General features: G+C 68.7%; 21 protein-coding genes and 2 pseudogenes. 17 read left to right on the top strand and 6 right to left on the bottom strand.

Annotated elements, in window-relative coordinates; all coding sequences use genetic code 11:
* Positions 1-220 precede the first annotated feature (220 nt).
* The 12 genes and pseudogenes from ACIBNA_RS29900 to ACIBNA_RS29845 all read left to right on the top strand — a co-directional run bounded on the left by ACIBNA_RS29900 (position 221) and on the right by ACIBNA_RS29845 (position 8,637).
* Positions 221-946: a hypothetical protein gene (locus ACIBNA_RS29900; protein ID WP_399168288.1), complete on the top strand. Its 726-nt coding sequence runs from the start codon at positions 221-223 to the stop codon at positions 944-946.
* A gap of 17 nt (positions 947-963) precedes the next feature.
* Positions 964-1,848: a hypothetical protein gene (locus ACIBNA_RS29895; RefSeq protein WP_399168287.1), complete on the top strand. Its 885-nt coding sequence runs from the start codon at positions 964-966 to the stop codon at positions 1,846-1,848.
* A complete protein-coding gene (locus ACIBNA_RS29890; protein WP_399168286.1) occupies positions 1,845-3,152 on the top strand; it encodes a CpaF family protein in 1,308 nt (435 codons plus the stop codon). The genes ACIBNA_RS29895 and ACIBNA_RS29890 overlap by 4 nt, the downstream gene beginning before the upstream one ends.
* Before the next feature lie 46 nt (positions 3,153-3,198).
* Complete coding sequence (locus ACIBNA_RS29885; RefSeq protein WP_399168311.1) at positions 3,199-4,146, top strand: type II secretion system F family protein; 948 nt, start codon at positions 3,199-3,201, stop codon at positions 4,144-4,146.
* Positions 4,143-5,066: a type II secretion system F family protein gene (locus ACIBNA_RS29880; protein ID WP_399168285.1), complete on the top strand. Its 924-nt coding sequence runs from the start codon at positions 4,143-4,145 to the stop codon at positions 5,064-5,066. The genes ACIBNA_RS29885 and ACIBNA_RS29880 overlap by 4 nt, the downstream gene beginning before the upstream one ends.
* A gap of 79 nt (positions 5,067-5,145) precedes the next feature.
* Positions 5,146-5,397: a hypothetical protein gene (locus ACIBNA_RS29875; protein ID WP_399168284.1), complete on the top strand. Its 252-nt coding sequence runs from the start codon at positions 5,146-5,148 to the stop codon at positions 5,395-5,397.
* Between the two features lie 52 nt (positions 5,398-5,449).
* Entirely contained in the window at positions 5,450-5,908 is a 459-nt protein-coding gene (locus tag ACIBNA_RS29870) for a TadE family protein (RefSeq protein ID WP_399168283.1), read from the top strand.
* Positions 5,908-6,360: a TadE/TadG family type IV pilus assembly protein gene (locus tag ACIBNA_RS29865; protein WP_399168282.1), complete on the top strand. Its 453-nt coding sequence runs from the start codon at positions 5,908-5,910 to the stop codon at positions 6,358-6,360. Before ACIBNA_RS29870 ends, ACIBNA_RS29865 begins: the two co-directional genes overlap by 1 nt.
* Complete coding sequence (locus ACIBNA_RS29860; protein ID WP_399168281.1) at positions 6,357-6,827, top strand: TadE/TadG family type IV pilus assembly protein; 471 nt, start codon at positions 6,357-6,359, stop codon at positions 6,825-6,827. The genes ACIBNA_RS29865 and ACIBNA_RS29860 overlap by 4 nt, the downstream gene beginning before the upstream one ends.
* A gap of 70 nt (positions 6,828-6,897) precedes the next feature.
* Positions 6,898-7,557: a hypothetical protein gene (locus ACIBNA_RS29855; RefSeq protein WP_399168280.1), complete on the top strand. Its 660-nt coding sequence runs from the start codon at positions 6,898-6,900 to the stop codon at positions 7,555-7,557.
* 213 nt (positions 7,558-7,770) lie between these two features.
* Positions 7,771-8,118: pseudogene (locus ACIBNA_RS29850) on the top strand (hypothetical protein); the annotation flags it as partial.
* 291 nt (positions 8,119-8,409) lie between these two features.
* Entirely contained in the window at positions 8,410-8,637 is a 228-nt protein-coding gene (locus ACIBNA_RS29845; protein WP_399168279.1) for a hypothetical protein, read from the top strand.
* 64 nt (positions 8,638-8,701) lie between these two features.
* Here the strand turns inward: ACIBNA_RS29845 and ACIBNA_RS29840 are convergent, their stop codons facing one another.
* Positions 8,702-9,061, bottom strand: a complete 360-nt coding sequence (locus ACIBNA_RS29840) for a hypothetical protein (protein ID WP_274818292.1) — start codon at positions 9,059-9,061, stop codon at positions 8,702-8,704.
* An 88-nt stretch (positions 9,062-9,149) separates the two neighbouring features.
* Here ACIBNA_RS29840 and ACIBNA_RS29835 point away from each other — a divergent pair.
* The 3 genes and pseudogenes from ACIBNA_RS29835 to ACIBNA_RS29825 all read left to right on the top strand — a co-directional run.
* A pseudogene (locus ACIBNA_RS29835) lies at positions 9,150-9,710 on the top strand (putative T7SS-secreted protein); the annotation flags it as partial.
* Positions 9,711-9,762: 52 nt separating this feature from the next.
* Positions 9,763-11,265: an RHS repeat domain-containing protein gene (locus tag ACIBNA_RS29830; protein ID WP_399168278.1), complete on the top strand. Its 1,503-nt coding sequence runs from the start codon at positions 9,763-9,765 to the stop codon at positions 11,263-11,265.
* A 9-nt stretch (positions 11,266-11,274) separates the two neighbouring features.
* A complete protein-coding gene (locus tag ACIBNA_RS29825; protein ID WP_274818294.1) occupies positions 11,275-11,751 on the top strand; it encodes a hypothetical protein in 477 nt (158 codons plus the stop codon).
* A gap of 75 nt (positions 11,752-11,826) precedes the next feature.
* Here the strand turns inward: ACIBNA_RS29825 and ACIBNA_RS29820 are convergent, their stop codons facing one another.
* The 5 genes from ACIBNA_RS29820 to ACIBNA_RS29800 all read right to left on the bottom strand — a co-directional run bounded on the left by ACIBNA_RS29820 (position 11,827) and on the right by ACIBNA_RS29800 (position 16,219).
* Positions 11,827-12,369 (bottom strand): hypothetical protein, encoded by a 543-nt coding sequence (locus ACIBNA_RS29820; protein ID WP_399168277.1) that lies wholly within the window; start codon positions 12,367-12,369, stop codon positions 11,827-11,829.
* A gap of 147 nt (positions 12,370-12,516) precedes the next feature.
* On the bottom strand, positions 12,517-13,605 hold the full coding sequence (locus ACIBNA_RS29815) for a hypothetical protein (protein ID WP_399168276.1): 1,089 nt from the start codon (positions 13,603-13,605) through the stop codon (positions 12,517-12,519).
* Positions 13,602-14,252: a hypothetical protein gene (locus ACIBNA_RS29810; protein ID WP_399168275.1), complete on the bottom strand. Its 651-nt coding sequence runs from the start codon at positions 14,250-14,252 to the stop codon at positions 13,602-13,604. The genes ACIBNA_RS29815 and ACIBNA_RS29810 overlap by 4 nt, the downstream gene beginning before the upstream one ends.
* A gap of 210 nt (positions 14,253-14,462) precedes the next feature.
* Positions 14,463-15,533 carry a hypothetical protein gene (locus ACIBNA_RS29805; protein ID WP_399168274.1) on the bottom strand — a complete coding sequence of 357 codons (1,071 nt, stop codon included), beginning with the start codon at positions 15,531-15,533 and terminating at the stop codon, positions 14,463-14,465.
* Between the two features lie 32 nt (positions 15,534-15,565).
* Entirely contained in the window at positions 15,566-16,219 is a 654-nt protein-coding gene (locus tag ACIBNA_RS29800) for a hypothetical protein (protein WP_399168273.1), read from the bottom strand.
* Positions 16,220-16,539: 320 nt separating this feature from the next.
* Here ACIBNA_RS29800 and ACIBNA_RS29795 point away from each other — a divergent pair, with 320 nt between their 5' ends.
* A complete protein-coding gene (locus ACIBNA_RS29795) occupies positions 16,540-19,536 on the top strand; it encodes a BTAD domain-containing putative transcriptional regulator (RefSeq protein ID WP_399168272.1) in 2,997 nt (998 codons plus the stop codon).
* A complete protein-coding gene (locus ACIBNA_RS29790; RefSeq protein ID WP_399168271.1) occupies positions 19,533-20,279 on the top strand; it encodes a prepilin peptidase in 747 nt (248 codons plus the stop codon). Before ACIBNA_RS29795 ends, ACIBNA_RS29790 begins: the two co-directional genes overlap by 4 nt.
* Positions 20,280-20,310 lie beyond the last annotated feature (31 nt).

Below are 20,310 nucleotides of genomic sequence, written 5' to 3'. Positions count from 1 at the left end.
GCGCGGTGAGGCGCGGGACGCCGGACGCGCCTTGAGGGGCTTATGTGCGGCTGATACGGTGCGATGGCTTGACACTCACCCCCAGCGCTGGCTATTCGCCCAGGTCGGGCGGGTGCGTCCGGCCCAACCCGTAATTTTCCGTGCGGGAAGGCTCGGATGAAGTGTCCACATTTGAAGGCAAATTGACAGACATATTCTTGGGTGTACGGGGAGCGGTTGCGTGAAGATCCAAGAGCGTACGGGGGCGGGCGCCGGTCGTTCCGCCGCTCCGGCTCAGCCGTCGGTCGGTGACCGGCTTCCCGCACCACCTCGCGAGCGCAAACCGGCACTGGCCGCGCTCGCGGTGCTGCTCATCCTGGTGGGTGCGCTGGGGGCGACGATGCTGGTGCTCCAGGCCGGTGACCGGATCGAGGTCGTCAAGGTGACGAACGAGGTCCAGGCCGGGGAGTCCCTCAAGGACAGCGACGTGACCTCCGTCATGGTCGCCGAGGACGAAAGCATCCACTACGTCGAGTGGTCGCAGCTGAAGACCATCCAGACCTACAAGGCCAAGTCCACGATCTACCCGGGGACTCTCGCGGTCGGTGAGATGTTCGCCAAGAAGGCGAGCCTGCCCGCAGGCAAGGCCGCCGTCGGCCTCGCCCTCAAGGAGGGCCAGTACCCGTCCGACATCAAGGCCGGTGACGTCGTCTCCGCCTACCGCGTCAGCACCAGCGGCTCCCCCTCGACAGGCACCGACGACAGCACCGGCTCGAGCGGCACCTCGTCCTCCGGCGGCGCCATCGTCGACAACGCGCGTGTGAACGCCGTCGAGGACGACAACGACGCCACCGTGAGCACCGGCAACCTCTCGCTCACCGTCCTCGTCGACGAGGACGACGCGGCCGCGCTCGCCTCCGCGGCGGCCGCGAACCAAGTCGCCATCGTGCACGTCCCCGGCAACTAGAAGGCGGCACCCAACCCATGGCGCTCATCGCTCTCGCCGCCGACAAGGGTTCCCCCGGCGTCACCACCGCGGCCGTCGCACTCTCGGCGGTCTGGCCGCGGCGCGTCCTGCTCGCCGAGACGGACCCGGCGGGCGGTGACCTCGTCTACCGCAGTGCCGCCGCGCACGGCGGACCGCTCAACCCCAACACCGGCATGCTGTCCATCGCCGCGACCGCGCGCCGCGGCCTGGTGCCGGACCAGCTCTGGGACCACGTACAGCCGTTGAGCGGGGGACTGGAGGTGCTCGTCGGGCTCGGTATCGCCGAGCAGGCCGCCGGGCTCGCGGGGCTGTGGCCCACCCTCGGGCACGCCTTCGCCTCCCTCGCCGACTCCCCGAACGCCGCCGCCGACGTCATCGCCGACTGCGGACGCATCAGCGGGGACACCCCTGCCGTCGAGCTGTTCCCGCACGCCTCCCTCGTGCTGCTCCTGTCCCGCACCGAGCCGGAGGCGATCGCACGGGTGCGCGACCGCGCCGCCACCCTGGCCGGCAAGCTGCACGGCGGCCCGCGCGGCGCCGCGAGCCTCGCCAACCCGGTGATCGGCGTCGTCCTGATCGCCGACACGGGCACCGCAGGCAAGCTCGCCTCGCAGGTCAACGACATGCTCGTGCACGCCCAGACCGGCGCCCGCGTGGTCGGCACCATCGCCGACGACCCGGCCGGGGCCGACCAGTTGGCCGGCCGCAAGCGTGGCCGTCTCGACAAGTCGCTGCTGATCCGCTCGGCCCGCAAGGTCGCCGCCGACCTCTACCAGCAGTACGGCGCCGCCTGGGCCGCCTCCGCCCAGGCGAACCAGGCCCACCACGTCCAGCACAACCACCCGGGCCAGATGCAGGGCCACGCGGGGGCCGGCACATGACCGCTGTCGACCACCAGTTGGTCAAGCGGTTCCGCCAGGACGCCGGCGACCGCATCGCGGAGCAGCGCCGACAGGACCAGATCAACAACGTCACTCCGATGTCCACGGAGGACGAACGGCAGTACGCCCGTGCCGTCATAGCCCAGATCCTGGAGGAGTACGCCCGCGCCGAGATCAACGCGGGCCGTACGCCGCTGGACGCCGAGACGGAGGAGCAGTACGCGGCCGCCGTGCACGCGGCGCTGTTCGGCGTCGGCCGGCTCCAGCCGCTGCTGGACAACCCCGAGGTCGAGAACATCGACATCAACGGGTGCGACCAGGTGTTCGTCGGCTACGCCGACGGACGCGAGGTGAAGGGCGACCCCGTCGCCGAGACCGACGAGGAGCTCATCGAGCTCATCCAGGTCCTCGGCGCCTACTCGGGTCTGTCCTCCCGCCCCTTCGACTCGGCCAACCCCCAGCTCGACCTGCGGCTTCCCGACGGCTCGCGTCTGTCGGCCGTCATGGACGTGGCGAGGCGCCCCGCGCTGTCCATCCGCCGTGCGCGTATGGGCAAGGTGTTCATCTCGGACCTCGTCGGCAACGGCACGTTGACCCCCGAGGTCGCCCACTTCCTGGCCTGCGCGGTCCGCGCCCGCAAGAACATCATGATCGCCGGCGCCACCAACGCCGGTAAGACGACGCTCCTGCGCGCCCTCGCCAACGAGATCCCGCCGCACGAGCGCCTCATCACCGTCGAGCGGGCCCTGGAACTCGGGCTCGACACCTTCCCCGACCTGCACCCCAACGTCGTCGCCTTCGAGGAGCGCCTGCCCAACTCCGAGGGCCAGGGCTCCATCTCGATGGCGGAACTGGTGCGACGCTCGCTCCGTATGAACCCCTCCCGCGTCATCGTCGGTGAGGTCCTCGGCGACGAGATCGTCACCATGCTCAACGCGATGTCGCAGGGCAACGACGGCTCGCTGTCCACGATCCACGCCAACAGCTCCCACGAGGTCTTCAACCGTATTTCCACCTACGCGTTGCAGGCCTCCGAGCGGCTGCCCATCGAGGCCAGCCAGCTGCTGATCGCGGGCGCGGTGAACTTCGTCGTCTTCATCCAGCGGCGCAACGACTTCGGCAACGGCGGCCGCCTCCAGCGCATGGTCACCTCCGTCCGCGAGGTCAACGGCGTCGACGGACGCGTCCTGTCCAGCGAGGTGTTCGCGGAGGCCCCCGACGGCCGGATCGTGCCGCACGCCCCCCTAGCCTGCCTGGAGGAACTGATGGCACACGGCTACCGGCCGTCCGGGACCTGGGGGTGAGCCGGGGATGAACACGACTCTCGCAGCACTCGGCTCGCTCGGCTCCATGGGCGGCCTGTTCTCCACCACCGTCCTGTACTCGATAGGAAGCGGCGTCGCCGTCGGCGGCGGCCTCGCCCTCCTCCTGATGGCCGTACGCGGACTGCCCGTCAAGCCCGACCACGAGAAGCAGAAGGCCGCCGAGAGGGCGAGCGAACTGATCCGCTTCGCCGGCCAGCGCGGCTCGCTCGCCGCGATCGTCGGCCTGGTCGTCCTCGTCCTCACCCGCTGGGCGGTCGCGGGCATCGCGGCCGGCGTCCTCGTCTTCTTCTGGGACCGCCTGTTCGGCGGCGCCGGCGAGGAGCGGGCCGCCATGCGCCGCGTGGAGGCCCTGGCCTCCTGGACGGAGTCCCTGCGCGACACCATCGCCGGCGCGGTGGGCCTGGAGCAGGCCATCCCGGCCTCCGCCCGCGCCGCCGCCCCGGTCCTGCGCCCCCACCTCGACGCCCTCGTCGACCGCCTGCGCGCCCGCACCCCGCTGCCCGAGGCGCTCCAGCACCTCGCCGACGAGATCGACGACGCCTCCGCCGACATCATCGTCGCGGCCCTGATCCTCAACGCCCGCCTGCGCGGACCCGGTCTGCGCCAGGTGCTGGGCGCGCTGGCGAAGTCGGCGCGCGAGGAAGTGGACATGCGCCAGCGGGTGATGGCGCAGCGCGCCTCGACCCGCCGGTCCGTGCAGATCGTCGTGGCGGTCTCGATCGCCTTCGTCCTCGGCCTGTCGATCTTCAACCGTGACTTCGTGGAGCCGTACGGCACCGCCGCCGGACAGCTCGTCCTGGCCTGTGTCTGCGGCCTGTTCGCGCTCGGCTTCTGGTGGCTGCGCAAGCTGTCCACCATCGAGACGCCCGAACGCTTCCTGGTCCGCGACGAGGCAGCCGTTCAGTTCGTCCGTCCCAGGACACCGTCGCAGCAGTCCCAGCAGCTGCCGCAGGAAGAGGGGGCACGCCGGTGAACCTCACGATGCCGCTCGTCGTCGGCGCCGTCATCGGCCTGGGCATCTACGCCCTCGTCCGCGCCCTCATGCCCAGCAAGCGGAGCGCGATCTCACAGGTCGCGCGGATCGACGCGATGCGGGCCCGCGGCTCGGCCTACGAATCCGCGCGCGCCGAACGGGACAAGGGCCGCCTCGGCTCCCTGCGGGCCGAAGTCGGCCTGCGGGTGTCCGAGTTCTACCTCCAGCAGGGCTGGGAGCAGCGCTCGCTGCGCGCGGACCTGGCGGTCCTGGACCGCAGCTGGGAGAAGTTCCTGGCGACGAAGGTGCTGCTGGGTGTGGCGGGCCTGTTCTTCGGACCGTTCCTGTTCGCCATCGTCTACACGCTCGGCGTCGGCCGGAGCCCGATCATCCCGGTGTGGCTGGCGCTGCTCTTCGCGGTGATCTTCTTCTTCCTGCCCGACCTGGAGGTACGGCGGGACGCGGCCCAGAAGCGGCGCGACCTCCGGCGTGTGATCGGCGCGTACCTCGACCTGGTGTCGATGAGCCTGGCCGGCGGACGCGGTCTGCCCGAGGCGCTGATGGCGGCGGCCGAGATCTCCGACGGCTGGGCCAACCAGCGCATCCGCAACGCCCTCTCCGACGCCCGCATCACCGGGCTCAGCCAGTGGCAGGCGCTCGGCCAGCTCGGCGAGGAACTCGGCGTCGAGGAGCTCAAGGACCTCTCCGCCTCCCTGGCCCTGGTCGCGGACGACGGTGCGAAGGTGCGCGAGTCCCTCGCGTCCCGGGCCGAGACCATGCGGCACCGCGAGCTCGCGGAGATCGAGGGCAGCGCGGGTGAGAAGTCCCAGTCGATGCTCGTGGCACAGCTGCTGCTGTGCGCCGGGTTCCTGGTGTTCCTGATCTTTCCGGCGGCGATGCGGGTGTTCCAGGTGCAGTGAGCCGTGCAGCGATCCGTGCAGTGAGCCGACCTTCACAACTCCAGAACTTCCCGGAACGATTTCGAAAGGACAAGACGTCATGAACGGACGCAACCTCCACACGGGCATCCCGGCCGTGGACTTCCTGGTCACCTTCCTCCAGGCCCGTACCGAGCGCGCCCGCTCCGGCGAGCTGGACCGCGGTGCCTCCGCGGTCGAGTGGGTCATCATCTCGGCGGTCGTCGTGGCGATCGTCGGTGTCGTGGCCGCCATCATCAACGCCGCGCTGAGCGAGGGCGCCAAGAATGTCGGCGACTGCATCAAGGGCGCGGACGCGGGCAAGACCTGCTGATCGTCGCAGGGACAGTCACAGGACAGTCGTACGGACAACGGGGTTCACGGGAATGCTGGCGGACGTGAGCAGACGGATACGCCGCAGGGTGCGGGCCGCGCGGAGAGCGGCGGCCGCCCGCGGTGACTCCGGCATGACCGCGATCGAGTTCGTGCTGCTCACTCCCGTACTGTTCTTCATGATCTTCGCGACCGTGCAGTTCGCCCTGTACTTCTTCGCGGACCACGTCGCCCAGGCGGCGGCCCAGGCGGGAGCGCGCAAGGCGCGTGCCACGGCCGATGAACGACCGGGCGCGTGGCGGGGCGAGGCCCAGGACGTGGTGGACAGCTACATCCGCCAGCTGGGCCCGCAACTGGTGCTGGGGCCGGACGTGAAGATGCTCCAGCCGGACCAGAACACGGTCGGTGTGGAGATCGCGGCCCGCGTGCCGACGGTGTTCCCGGGGCTGGACTTGACGGTGCACGCGCAGTCGGCCGGCCCGGTGGAACGGTTCGTACAGGAGGAGAACTGATGACTCCGTCTCCTCCGGCTCTTTCGGCTCCTCGGGCTCCTGGAAGGGACGTCCGCCGGACGGACGACCGAGGCCTGTCCACGGTCGAGGTCGTGATCCTCGCGCCGGTGATGATCCTGTTCATCCTCGTCCTGGTCGCCTTCGGCCAGCTCGTCGACGGCCGCGGAGCGCTCGACGGAGCGGCTCGGGACGCGGCCCGCGCGGGCTCGATCCAGAAGGACCACGCCACCGCCATGGCCGAGGCCAAGAAGGCCGCCGAGGCGAACCTGACGGACGTCTGCTCCGGCCCCGTGTCGGTCGTCCAGACGAGCCAGGGCTTCGAGCCCGACACCATCTTCACGGTCGAGGTGAGCTGCCAGGTGCGGGGCCTGGCCACGCTCGGCCTCGACGTCCCGACGACACTGACGGCGAGCTTCAGCTCCCCGCTCGACCCGTTCCGGAGGTCGGCGTGAGACACCTCCCGCCCCACTGGCGGTCGTGGTGGGCGGCCCGTCGCGCACACCTCGACGACCGGGGCTCCGGCGCCGGTGCGGTCATCATCTTCGCGCTGGTCTTCCTGTCCCTCTCCGCGTTCGTGATCGACGGCGGCCTGTCCATCTCCAAGCGGGAACGGGCGGCCGACATCGCGGAACAGGCGGCCCGTTTCGCCGCCCAGGACATCGACCGCGACGCCCTCTACGAGAACGAGGGCGGCCTCGCCCCGATCAACTTCGAGAACTGCAACGCCCGCGTGAAGGCCTTCGCCCGCGAGATGGACATGACGGGCGCGGACATCGCGGCGACCCACTGCGTGGCGGCGGACGCCCAGCAGGTCCAGGTCGAGGTGCAGCTCACCTACTCCCCGGTCTTCACGGGGATGTTCTACGGCGGCGACGTGGTCGTCCACGGGGAGGCGGTGGCGGAGAACGAGGTCGGCTGATGCCCGCCGCCCCCGTCGCCCGTCCCTCTCGGCTCCGCTGAGCACGATTAGCCACTGGAGGTACACCCCCATGCGCACACGCACGACCACGGCGGCCGCGACCGCCCTGACCGCGGCGGTGGCGCTGCTGCTGACGGGCTGTGGCGGCTCGGACGCGTCGACCACGAAGGACTCGGACGAGATCGCGGAAGCGGATTCGGGTTCGGGCTCTTCGAAGCCGTCGGTGTCGCCGTCGAGCGATGACATCGAGCGGCCGGAGATCAAGCTGCCGTCCGATGTGAAGAACGTCTTCGAGGGCGGTACGACCGGGGATCCGGTGAAGGATGCGGTGCTGGCGGACAACGAGCGGCGTATCAATTCCATGGACGAGGCGATCACCGTCGACGCCAAGAAGTACCCCGCCCTGAAGTTCTACTCCAAGGGCGACGCGCTGGCGTCGGCGGCCACCTACATCATGTCCTTCCGTGAAGAGAACCGGAGTTTCACCGGCAAGACTCGGTACTACGACCGCGAGGTCACGTTCCACAAGGACGACGTCGCCTCCGTCACGTACTGCATGGATGCGACACAGACGTACCCGAAGGATGGGACGACCGGAAAGGTCGACCGGTCGGTCAAGGCGTCCCCGAGCGACTACGTGTTCCACAGCACCCGTGTGGAGAAGAACGCGAAGGGCGTGTGGCAGACCGCCACCGTGTCGTCCACGGAGGCCGCCAAGAGGTGCATGTGATGCGCCGTACGACTGTGCTGCGCGCCGTCGCGGCGTCGACTCTGGCCGTCGCGGTGGCTCCCGGTCCGCCACGGGAACCCTGACTCCGTCCAACAGCAACTGGGCACCGTCCGCTCGCTGGTAGGAGCCGTCCCTTCTCGCCCAAGGAGATCGAGACCGCGGTGAAGCTGCGGCGGAACGGCCAGGGGCTCGTTCGGCGGCTCGCAGTCGACCGTCAACCTGCCCACCTGGATCTGGCTCGACAAGGCCAAGTTCAAGAAGCTCTCGGTGACGGCGAGCCTCCCCGGCACGGGCCTGTCCGCGACCACCACCGAACCCGTCTCCCATGAGGACGGCAGCATCGGCGCACCGCACGCGAAGGGCAAGGCCGACCAGACCCCGCCCTGCGGCGTCAGCTGTCTGCGCTCGTCCGGCTCCGACGGTCCCTACCCGTTGCGTGCCACGGTCACCTGGAAGATCAGCTGGACGAGCACGAACGGCGAGGGCGGCGACCTCCCCGACGGCACATTCGGTACCACCCAGGACGTGACGGTGCGGGAGGTCCCGTCGGTGAACCACTGATCCGGAACATTCGACGGATCTGCACACCGTTCACCGCGAGGTCGTGACAAACCAGGGCAGGAAATGAGCACCACTCACCTACCCCGCCGTGTATTGCACACCGGTACCGCGCAGTGGCGGAACATGTGAAGGCAACGGGCCTTTCGGTGACCGAATGGTCACACACATGAATTCGGTCACCGAAATCCAGCGCACCCCGATAACCACTGACTGGCCGACCCTTCACCCGACGTGCTTTGATCGGTCGCGCTCGAGCACTTCGAATTAATGAAACGAAGGGAACCGCCTTCCATGGCCTTCACCCCGCAGATCCAGACCGCCCACATGTCCGACGCCGAGCTGGACACCATCGCCGGCGGCCAGGCGGGCGGCACCGCGGGTGCCGGCGCCGCAGCCGGTCTCTACGTCGAGACGTCGGCCGCCGGCGTCAACGCCGGTGTCGGCGGCGGCGTGGGCCTCGCCGCCTCGCCCCAGGGCATCGCGGCGGACCTGCACCTCAACACCGCGGTCGCTTCCTGACCTCAGGCGCGCGAAAGGCCCCGGATCTCCGGATCCGGGGCCTTTTCACGTCAGAGGCGTGGCCTTACTTACCACCGCCACCACCGTTCCCCTTGCCACCCTTCCCGCCCCGCTTGTCCTCGGTCTTCATGGCATCGTTGACCTGCTTGGCAAGCTCGTCATCAAGCTTCTTGAACTCACGGACAACGGCATCGGACATACTCGCCAGCGCATCGAGCTGCTGCGTGATGTCCTCGCGCCCGTCTTCCCAGTTGGACTCGAAATCCCCGAGGGCGTCATTGACGCTGCCGTCGCCGATGTCGTCCTTGTAGGACTCGAAGAGCTTCTTCGTGTGATTCAGACGGGTCTTGATGGAACGAAGCCGGCGACCGTAGCCCTCCAGCTCGCTCAGCGGGAGTGCGAGGTCGCTCTTGCCGTTGCCCATATGGCAGCCCCCAACGTCCAACGCCCTGATCTCATCCGAACCGTACCCCGAGCCGATCTTTCCGTCGAATGGTTGTGGGGGTTGAGGTATGGCGGGGCACAGGCCTGCGGACTGGCATGTCCTGGACTTGGACAAGGATCCGACCCCTGGTGACCCGCAGCGGGTGCGCGCGCTTGCGAAGCAGTTGCACGACTTCGCCGATGACGTCTCCGAGGCGCTGCGTCTGGTCAAGGGCATGGCGGGGGAGGGGACGCTCCTTGAGTGGGCGGGCAAATCGGCGGACGTCTTCAAGGAGGACTTCGCCGACGTCCCGAAGAACCTCAAGAAACTGAAGAAGTCCTATGAGATGTGCGGTGACGCACTGGCGGACTTCTGGCCGAAGCTGGAGCGGGCGCAGTCGCTGGCGGACAAGGCCCTGGTCAAGGGCCGTGAGGCGCGGGACAGTCTCTCCTCGGCGCAGTCCCGTCTCACCTCGGCCGATTCGTGGGTGACGCGGGCCGGCAAGGAGGCGGACAAGTACAAGGACGACCCGACCGGCAGGAAGTCCGACGCGGACAAGCCGGACGAGGCGAAGGTCCGCGCCGCCACCCGGGATGTGCAGCACGCCAAGTCGGCCCAGTCCAAGGCTCAGTCGGACGTGTCCGATGCCCCTGACAGCGCTGCACACCCACGGCATCAGTGTTCAGCTTGCTTACGACTCCATGGGGCGCGAGACCGAACGTGTGCTGGGCGCGGGGGCCTTGCTCCGCCAGTCGTGGGACGCCGTCGGCCGGACCACCGGTCAGGTCCTGCACTCAGCCGGACGTACACCCGGCAGTGAAGGCCCGGGCGGCGAGGTCTGGCGGCGAACCTATGGCTACCGACCTGACAACTTCCTGACGGACAACGACGACAGCGTCCAGGGGCGTCACCGGTTCACCCTGGACGCCCATGGCAGGATTCTCACCGTGACCTCTCCGCGTAGGCAGGAGCACTACGCGTACGACGCCGCCGGCAACCTCGCCAACAGCCAAGGGGTCCCCGAGCAGGGAGGACGAGTCGGCGCGTCTTCCGTGGACCGGGGCTACGAGGGACTGCTGTTGCGCCGCAGCGGGCGCACCCGTTACGCCTACGACGGCCAAGGTCGAGTCGTGTCCGTCACGCGGCGCCTGTTGTCGGGCGGGTCCCGGACGTGGCAGTACCGCTGGGATGCCTTCGACCGCCTGACCGATGTCGTCACTCCTGACGACCGTCGCTGGCACTACCTGTATGACCCGCATGGTCGCCGCATCGCCAAGCAGCTGTTGACGCAGGACGGCACGGTCATCGAGCAGACCGACTTCGCCTGGGAGGGAACCCGCCTCGCGGAAAGGATCCAGCCGCGGGGCGACGGCGCGTCGAAGGTGACCACATGGCACTGGCAGCCAGGCGAGCATCGCCCACTGGCGCAGACCGAGCGGGTGTTCGCGGCGTCCGACGGGAATGCGGAGGACCAGGAGGAGATCGACGCCAGGTTCTACGCCATCGTCACCGACCTGATCGGTACACCGACCGAACTCGTCGATGACGACGGAAGCATTCACTGGAGGCGCCAGACCTCCGTCTGGGGGGTGCCCTTCGACACCGTGGGGGAGGAACCAGCGTGCCCGCTGGGCTTTCCCGGCCAGTATCACGACCTCGAGTCCGGGCTGGATTACAACGTCCGGCGGTACTACGACGCGGAGAACGCCCGATACGTATCACCGGACCCACTCGGACTGGACGCGGCTCCCAACAACTATTCCTATGTCCCTAATCCGTTCACGTGGAGCGATCCCTTCGGCCTGGTCTGTACAGACCTCGGTGGCTGGTACGGGAGGCTTTCGCCCGCGCGTAAGGGCAATGAGATCAACCACATACCGGCCAAGGCGGCGTACGCTCACCTCAGCCTGACCGATCATATGGGTCCTGCCATTCGCATGGAGCGGCGTGATCACCGCCTCGTCTCGAGTACGGACTCGCGTGGCTACTCGGCCACACCATGGCGAAACGCACAGCGCGATCTCGTCGACCAGGGGAAGTTCGACGAGGCCATGAAGATGGACATCGACGACATCCGAGCGCGATTCGGTACGAAGTACGACCAGCACATAGCCGATATGGTCGCCAGCTTGAAGGGCAACGCCGGGCTGCAGAAAATGCTGTCCGACAACGGCTGGACGATCAATTACGACCTGCTGAAGTGAGGCAAGAAAATGGATATCATCCTGGACCCTCCGAACGGCGTTCCGCCGGTGACCATGGGGATGCCGTTCGAGGAGGCGGTGAAGGCTGCTGCTTCCTGGGGTGAAGTGCGTGTGATGGGGCCGTTCGATCACGATCCGACGGTGCAGATCCAGGCCATGGGGGACGACTTCGACATCATCGTCATCCTCAAGGACCAGAAAACGGTCAATGCCGTCGATGTCTCGGCTCCCGAAGAGGAAGACTCAGACCTGCGTGTCCTGTGGCGCGGATTCGACGTCTTCCGGACGCCTGCTCGTCAATTGCTCCAGGCGTTCTCCGAGGCGGGATACCGAATCGACGACTCCAACCCGGAGGAACCCGTCGTGCTCGACCTGACGATCGCCTTCAACCGCTGGACATCACAGGAGGTTCCCCTGGACCCCCAAGACGGGCTGCCTCTGTACTTCACGGCGGCGCTGGTCTCCAACGAGAACCCGTCCGTCTGACCGCCTGGGCCACTCGCTGTCGCGCTCCATGAGAAGTTCAACGCGGAGCGGGCAGGCCACCCGACATGGACGACCTCAGGAGCAGCCGCCCCTGTCCCCACGCACATGCGCGGTCTGCCACACGTCTTGGGCGTTCTTGCGCAGCGACACCTGGTAGAAGACCTCAGGGTCCGTCCCCGCGGGGTTTCCCACGACCTCGCCGGTCTTGCGATGCTTCGTGTACGCCTTGCTTTCGTCCGTGCAGTAGCTGAGCAACGCCGTCACCCCGTTGTCGCCGACCGTGACTTCCGGATCGAAGACGGGCAGCCTGCCGATGACGTTGACGTTCTTGTCCGTGTAGGACCTGATCCACTGCCTGCTCTGCCCGCGGGCCGCTTCGGTTTCGTAGAAGGTCACCGCTTCGCTGTCGGGGTCGTTCGCGATGATCGCCGCGTACCCCGCCCGGAGATCCTCCCTGCCGTCATGGAGCACGGCCTGCTCGACGGGGTCGCTGCTCTGCCAGTCCTCGAAAGTCAGCTGAAAGCTGCCGGGGAGGGTGATCTTCGGGCGTACGGGCTCGGGTGACGCCTGTGCGGGTGCGGAGGCGGAAGGGCTGCTCGGCTCAGGAGTTGCCCTCACCTTCTTGCCCGACGGTTGTCCGTCGCCCCCGCCACACGCTGTGAGCAGGAGAGCCGCTGCTGAGGTCAGGGCGGCGGCCGTAGTGGTCAAGCGGTGGCGGGGCACGGGGGTCTCGTTCTTCCGGTTGTGCGGTGCGGGCGTCGCTTTTCAGCGGTTGATCGACTGGATTTCCTGGACGTTCATGTCCTGGGTGGTCTCGAAGGTGCCGTCGGGGAGGTCACCGCCGGTGCCGTCGGAGCCTTCCCAGGTGATCTGCCAGGTGACGCTGGCGGAGAGCTGGTACGGGGTGCCGCTCGTGGCGCGGAGATAGCGGATGCCGCAGGGTGGAGTCTTCTCAGTGTCGCCCTTGGTGTAGGGGGTGCCGATGCTGCCGTCCTCGTTGATCGCGCAGTTGCCGGAGGCGGGGAAGACGTCGGCGTCCTCGGTGCCCGGCTCCAGGTGGAGGGCGACCGGCTTGGCGGTGGTCTCAGCCCACAGGCCCGTGTTCGGGAGCTCGGCGCGGACCTTGACCTCTTTGAAGGTGCCCTTGTCCAGCCAGACCCAGGTCGGGAGATTGACCGTGGATTTGGCTTCCGGCTTCAGGTCGACCTTCGTGTCCGGGACCTTGACCTTGTTGTAGGCGTACTCGGCGAGCGTCTTCGGGGTAGGCGCGTTCGGGTCGTCCGGGACCTCGCCGGCGTCCACCCAGAACATGATGCGGCCGCAGTCCCAGGAGTCCGAGTCGTTGGGGTCGGGGGCGACGCCGCGCCAGAAGTAGCCGTCCTTGCCGAGGTTGTAGTTCTCGTAGCCCTCGGCGGTGCTGTTCGTCGGCGCGTGCAGGTCGAAGTTGTCCGCCGGCTTGCCGTCTCGGTAGTGGTCGGTCCAGAGCCCCTTGCCGATCCAGGACTCGTGGATGCCGACATCGCCGCCGCCGTCCCTGTCCACGAACTTCTTCAACTGCTCGGGACTGAAGGCGGGCTCGTACCAGCAGGCCGGAGGCTTCCAGTTGGGGTCGACCGTGCCGAGGTTGCCTTCCTCGCCGCCGCCGTCACCACCGCTCACGTACTTGATCCGAATGTTGGAGACGGATGCCGACAGGCTGCCCTTGCCGTCAGTGCCGCCGCCGCTCTGCTCGTCGGCCGGTGGCACATTGGTGTTGTCTTCCGGCCCCGCGGCGTATGCGGTGCTTCCGGACCACAGGACGGTGGCTGTCGTCAGAGCGGCGGACCAGGTCAGGGCGCGTCGCGGGCAGTTCATCGGCGGCAGTCCTCCACTCGCCCCTGTACCTCGATCTGCAGAACCTTCCAGACCTTCTGGGATCCCTGGGGCGGCTTCATCAGGAGGCGGAACTCCTGGAAGTCGTCGAGGCTTGGCTTCGTGTACCGAATCTTCTTCGTCTTGACGTTCTTGCCGTAGAACTTGCCCTGGTCCCGGCACATTGTCACGAGGACGCCTTTGGACGTGCCGACATCGTCGGTCTTGCCCTGGTAGTAGCTGTCCGTTCCCGTCGCGGTCCAGCCGTCGTCAACCCACGCCTCAATCTGCGACTTGGCGTACTTCGTGGCGTTTCCCAGTGAGTAGAACTTGTATGCCGGATCCTCGGCGTCCTGGGCTGCGATGCCGTGGTTCAACGCCAGGATGTAGTTCTCTGCGTTGTCGAGGGCTGCCGCGTGCCGCGTATCGGACGGCTTCGTGATGTCGAACTGGACCTCGAGGTCACTCGGCAGGCTTACGTCCGGCCGACCGGAGGCGGCAGAAGCGGAAGGCGAGGGGCTCCCCGCACCGGCGTCCGCCCCCTTGATGTCGTCCGGGGACTTGCCGTCACCCCCGCCGCATCCGCTGAGCAGGAGCGCCGCTGTCGTGGTGAGTACGGCGGCGGTGGTTGTCAGGGCGCGGCGTGCCACGGTTCGTCTCCCCCGGGTGTTCGGTGTATGCGGCAGAGAACGAAGCTATCAGGGGTCGGTAATGGGCCTTTGAGAGGCAGTGGCGGGTTGTGTGGGGAACGTGAGGAGTGTGGCGTGGCGGTTGCGAACGCCGTGAGCCTCTGGCCTCCACAGCCGACAAGGCGATGGCAAGACTTGCGAAAGGCGTCCGGTGTTCGGCTGGTTGAAGAGTCAGCGGTTGATCGACTGGATCTCCTGGACGTTCATGTCCTGGGTCGTTTCGAAGGTGCCATCCGGGAGGTCACCGTTCGCGCCGCCCGTGCCTTCCCACGAAATCTGCCAGGTGATGTTGGCCTTCAACTGGTACGGCTCACCGTTCGTGGCGCGCAGGTACCTGATGCCGCAAGGCGGGGTCTTGTCGGCGTCGCCCTTGGCGTAGGGGGTTCCGATCGAGCCGTCCTCGTTGATCTCGCAGTCACCAGAGGCCGGGAAGGTCTCGGCATCGTCCGTGCCTGGTTCCAGGTGCAGGGCCACCGGCTTGGCCGTCGTCTCCGCCCACAGCCCCGTGTTGGGAAGCTCGGCCCGGATCTTGACCTCCTTGAAGGTGCCCTTGTCCAGCCATACCCAAGTGGGCAGGTTCACCGTGGACTTGGCCTCCGGCCTCAGCGTGACCTCGGTCTTGGGCACCTCGATCTTGTCGTAGGCGTACGCCGCAAGCGTCTCAGGAGTCGGCGCGTGCTCGTCGTCCGGGATCGTGCCGGCGTCCTGCCAGAACATGATCCGCCCGCAGTCCCAGGCCTTGATGTCGTTCTCGTGGCCCTTGCGGACAACACTGCGCCAGAACATGCCCTCCTTGCCGGTGTTGTAGTTCTTGTACCCCTCGGCGGTGCTGTTGGTGGGCGACTTGAGGTCGAAGTTGTCCTCCGGTTCGCCCTTGTCGTAGTGATCGACGAAGATGCCGGAGGTCCACCACTCGTGGGCGTTGACGGCGCCCATCCCGCCGTTCTTCTGTAAGTCCTCGACCGCGGATTTGAGCCCTTCCGGAGTGAAGACCGGCTCGTACCAGCAGACCGGGGGCTCCCAGTTGGGGTCGACGGACGTCAGTTCGTCCATGGAGCCTTGTTCGGTCCGGCCGTCGGGATGACTGACCTGGATGCGGGACTGCGAGACGGACGCCAGCAGGGTGCGACCGTTGGAGTCACCGGAGGGCTTCTCAGCGGGCTGACTGGGCGTCGTGGGCGCCGGTACTTCGTCGGCCAGGGCTGCGCCTGACGAGCACAAGAGCACGGTGGCAGTCAGCACAGCTGTCCATGCTGCGCTTCGTCCGGTCCCCGTCACTGCTGACACTCCTTGGCCTTGCCCGCGACCTCGATCTGCTGTGCCTGCCAGATGCCAGGGGAGTCGGCCGAGGGCTGCATCAAGATGCGGTACTTCAGGTAACTGTCGAGGCTTTCCTTCGTGTAATGGATCTTGTTGGTCTTGACGTCCTTGCTGTACGACTTGGCCTGGTTACGGCAGAAGGTGACGAGGACGGCTTTCGCGTCGTCGGCTTTGCTCGTAGCGGCGTCGTAGTACTGGTCCTCGCCCGTCGGGGTCCAGCCGCCCTTCACCCACGCCTCGATCTGCGACTTCGCGTACTTGGAAGCTCCGGCTCGGGAGTAGAACTGGTAAGCCGAGTCGTTCGGGTCCTGGGCGACGATGGCGTGCTTCAGCGCCCGGATGAAGTTCGCAGAGTCGTCCAGAGCAGCCGCCTCATCGCTGTCGGACGGCTTGTCGAAGTCGAAGACCATCTTCAGGTCCTTCGGCAGGCTGAGATCGGGGCGGTCCGCATCCGCAGCCTTCGATGGTGAAGCCGACGGACTGCTCGCCCCCTTGTCCGCCCCCTTGATGTCGCCCGAAGAGTCTCCGTCGCCTCCGCCGCAAGCGGTGAGCAGAAGCGCCGCTGTGGCGGTGAGTGCGGCGGTGGTGGTCAGAGCGCGGCGTGCCACGGTTCGTCTCCCCCGGTGTTCGGTGTATGCGGCAGGGAACGAAGTTATCAGGGGCGGGTGATGGGCCTTTGGGAGGCCGTAGGGGGTTGCGTGGGGAATGTGAGGAGTCTGCGTGGCAATCGCGAAGGGAGCGAACCCTGCGGCCCGGCCGTAGACGCAAGCGCATGCCACTACGAGGGCAAATCGGACGGCAACGACCTTCGCCCCCCACGCCCTTCGACGACCGCAATAAGAGTCAATAAGATCTCTGTAGGCTCAGCACACCTCTCGGACCACAGCTCGCCTCACCACACTCCACACACGACCCCAGGACACCCGCCATGCCGCGACGCCGCACCTCAAGCTCGTCAAGCTCGAGGGGAAGTACGACGGGAACGACGGCTCCGAGGAATCGGACGCCGCAGCCGGTGAGGATCCGGCGGCGGTCGTTCGGGGACTTCGTCAAGGCGTTCTTCGCGTTCGTCGCCCTGGCCGTTCTGCTCGTCGGGGTGCCCGGCGCGCTGGCCACGCAGATCGGGTGGCCGTTGCCGAACGGGGTGCCGAGCCTCGACTGGCTTCAGCAAGAGATCACCGTCGATACGTTTTTGAACATCCTCACCGTCGTGGTGTGGCTCGCGTGGGCCCAGTTCACCGCCTGCGTGCTCGTGGAGATGAAGGCCGCGCTGTCCGGTGTCGGTGTGCCAGGGCGGGTGCCGGGGGCCGGGCCCAGTCAGTTGCTCGCCCGGCAGCTCGTCGCCGCGCTGCTGCTCGTCGGCGCCACCGCGGCCAGCTTCGCGCCCGGGCTGTCGCAGCTCGGGCAGAGCGGCTACGACGCCAATCAGAAGCCCGCCGCCGCCGCGGCCCAGCAGACCCCGGGGCTCTTCGCCCAGCAGCAGGAGCAGGCCGCCGACACCGCCGCCGCCCTCGCCGGGCAGGCCTCGCACGCCGCCTCGCACGCCGACGCCGGTGGCAGCACAGCCAAGCAGGGCGACACGAAGTACTACCGGATCCAGCCGCCCGAGGGGCGTCACCACGACTCCCTGTGGGAGATAGCGGATCGGCACCTCGGTGACGGGCGTCGCTACCAGGAGATCTTCGAGCTCAACAAGGACCGCATCCAGCCGGACGGGTCCAAACTCTCCGAGGCCAGCCTCATCCGGCCCGGATGGATCATGGAGATGCCGGGAGACGCGCGCGGCGGCGAACTCGTCGAGATGCCCGACGAGGCTCCCAACGTTTCCCCGGACGTGCAGCAGCAGATCAGCGACTACGCCCTGACCGGCGATCACGCGCAGGGCGGTGGCGCCGGAGGCAGTGGCGCCCAGGGCGGCGGGCACGAGCACGCCGGTGGTGGTCCCTCCGCCTCCCAGGTCTCCCTGCCCGAGCAGCGGCCCGCCCCCGACTCCGGCCATCAGCAGGCCACCGGCGTCGACGCCGAGTCCGGCAGCTCCTTCGGCCTGCCCGAGGCCCTCCTCACCGCACCCCTCCTCGCCGCCGGTCTCCTCGGTGCCCTGGGGCGGCGGCGCCGGCAGGCGCTCTGGCAGTCGGCGTTCGGAGCCGTCGGCGGGCGGCGCGGTATGGAGCCGCCCACGCCGAGCGGGGACGCCCAGGACGTCCAGGACGCGCTGCTCGTCGGTGCCGACCCCGAGGGCGTGCGGCTGCTCGACCGGAGCCTGCGCGGTCTCGCCGCTTCCCTCGCCGAGGAGTCGCGGGCCCTGCCGGTCGTGTATGCCGCCTGGCTCAGCAACGGCGACCTGCACCTCCAGCTCGCCCAGCCCGCCGGGAAGCCGCCCGCCCCCTGGCAGCAGGGGCAGGACCAGACGTTCTGGATGCTGTCCCGGACGGACGCCGAGCGCTACGAGGACGTCGACACGGCCGCGCCCTACCCGGGGCTCGTCAGCCTCGGCACCATGGACGACTCGCGGCTGCTGCTCAACCTGGAGGCCGTGCCCGGCATCGTGTCGCTGAGCGGCCGGGAGGCCGACCGGGCCGCCGTCTTCGCGTCCGTCGCCGCCGAGTTGGCGACCAACGGGTGGTCCGACCGCATGACCATCACGCTCGTCGGCTTCGGGCAGGACCTGACGCCTCTCGCCCCGAACCGGATCCGGCACCTCGAGGACGTCGAGGCACTCGTCGAGACCATGGAGGCCGAGACGCGGCAGCGGCGGGGCGCCCTGGGCGCGGCCGGGCACGACTCGGTCCTCACCGGGCGCACCGGGCCCGCCCAGCACACCCGTTGGGCCCCGCACCTGGTCCTGCTCGCCGCCCAGCCGTCCGCCGAGGACGCCGTCAAGCTCGCCGAACTCGCCGCCGACGCCGGCCGGCTCGGCATCGGCTACCTCGTCGGCACCGAGACCGGCGACCTGCCGGGCGCCGCCTGGGAGATGGAGATCACCGGCCAGGGCAAGCTGCTCGCGCCCCTTCTCGGGCTCGAACTCGACGCCCAGTTGCTGCCCGTCGCCCAGCAGCGGGCCGTCGTCGAGCTGTTCGTCGACGCCGACCCGGAGAACCGGCCCGAGGGCGGCCCGGCCAACAGGCCGCCGTTTCTCGTCGACATCAGCGAGCAGGGGCGGCCGGCCGTCTACGCCCGGCTCGTCGGGCCTTACGAGATCATCGGCCTCGACACCCCGGACGGGGAGCGCAGCGCCCTCCTCCACGAGGCGCTCGCCCTGCTGCTCCTGCACCGCGAGGGCGTGCACCCGCGCGTGCTGTCCTCCGCGCTGTGGCCGCGCGGCGTCACCGACGACGTACGGGGCGCGCTGCTGGACCGGCTGCGCGACTGGCTCGGCGCCGACCCCGACGGCACTCCCCGCCTCGGCACCGACAGCAGCGGCCGGCTCACGCTCGCCAAGTCCGTCGTCTCCGACCTGGACGTGCTGCGGTCGCTCTACCACGAGGCCACGCAGGGCAAGGGCGTCGACAGCCGGGCCGTGCGCGGGCGGCTGCTCACCGACGCGCTCGTGCTGGTGCGCGGGCCGCTGCTCGCCGACCGGCCCGAGGGCCGCTACCGGTGGCTCGGCCACGAGATCGTCGACGCCCAGCTGCCGCTGCTCGTCGCGGACACCGGGCTCGCGCTGTGCGAGTTCCACATGGAGAAGAACCGCGCGGAGAAGGCCATCGAGGCCCTCAACGCGGCCCTGCGCACCGCCCCGGCCGACGAGCGCCTGTGGCACGAGCTGCTGCGCGCCACCCACGCCACCGGCGACACGTCCCGGCTGACCGCGCTCGCCACCGATCTCATCGGCCGCAGCGGAGCCCGCGGCCTGCCGCCGCGCACCGAGGCACTGCTCGACGAGCTGCTGCCGACGTGGCGCGACGCGATCGCCGCGGTGGGATGAACACCGGGACGCTGGTCATCGCCGCCGCGCTGTGGGGCGCGGCGGCGGGTGTGTTGCTGCCGCGCGCGGCCTACCGGTTCTCGGCGCCCTCGGGGGAGCCCTGGCGGGAGCAGTGCCCCGGCGGGCACGCCCTCAAGGGCTGGCTCGGGCGGGCCTCGTGCCCGGAGTGCGCGGAGCGCACGGACTGCGAGGAGGCCGGATACGGGCCGCGTACGACACCCCTGTTGATCGCCACCGCCCTCGTCTGCGCCGCCCTCGCCGCAGCCACCGGCACCCGGCCCGAGCTCGGGGTGTGGCTGCTGCTCGCGCCCGTCGGGGTGCTGTTGACGGCCGTCGACTTCCGGGTGCGGCGGCTGCCCGACCCGCTCACGCTCCCGTTCGCCGCGGCCGCGCTCGCCCTGCTCGGCCTCACCGCGCTCGTGCCCGAGCACGCGGGGGATTGGACGACCGCCCTGCTCGGCTCGCTCGCGCTGGGCGGCGGCTACTTCGTGCTGTTCCTCATCAACCCCGCGGGGATGGGCTTCGGCGACGTCAAGCTCGCCCTGGGCGCGGGGGCGGTACTCGGCTGGTATGGGTGGCCGACGGTGATGCTCGGCACCTTCGCCGGGTTCCTGCTCGGCGCGCTGTACGGCGGTGCCCTCGTGGTCGCGCGGCGGGCCGGGCGCAAGACGGCCATCCCCTTCGGACCGTTCCTCATCTCCGGCGCCTTCCTCGGGCTGCTGGCCGGGGCCTACGCGGCCTGACGTCCAGCGGCCCGAACGGCTGGCGTACGCT

The organism is Streptomyces sp. NPDC050164 (genome assembly GCF_044459945.1).
GTDB lineage: Bacteria > Actinomycetota > Actinomycetes > Streptomycetales > Streptomycetaceae > Streptomyces > Streptomyces coeruleorubidus_A.
This window is presented reverse-complemented; position numbering and strand designations above follow the sequence as displayed.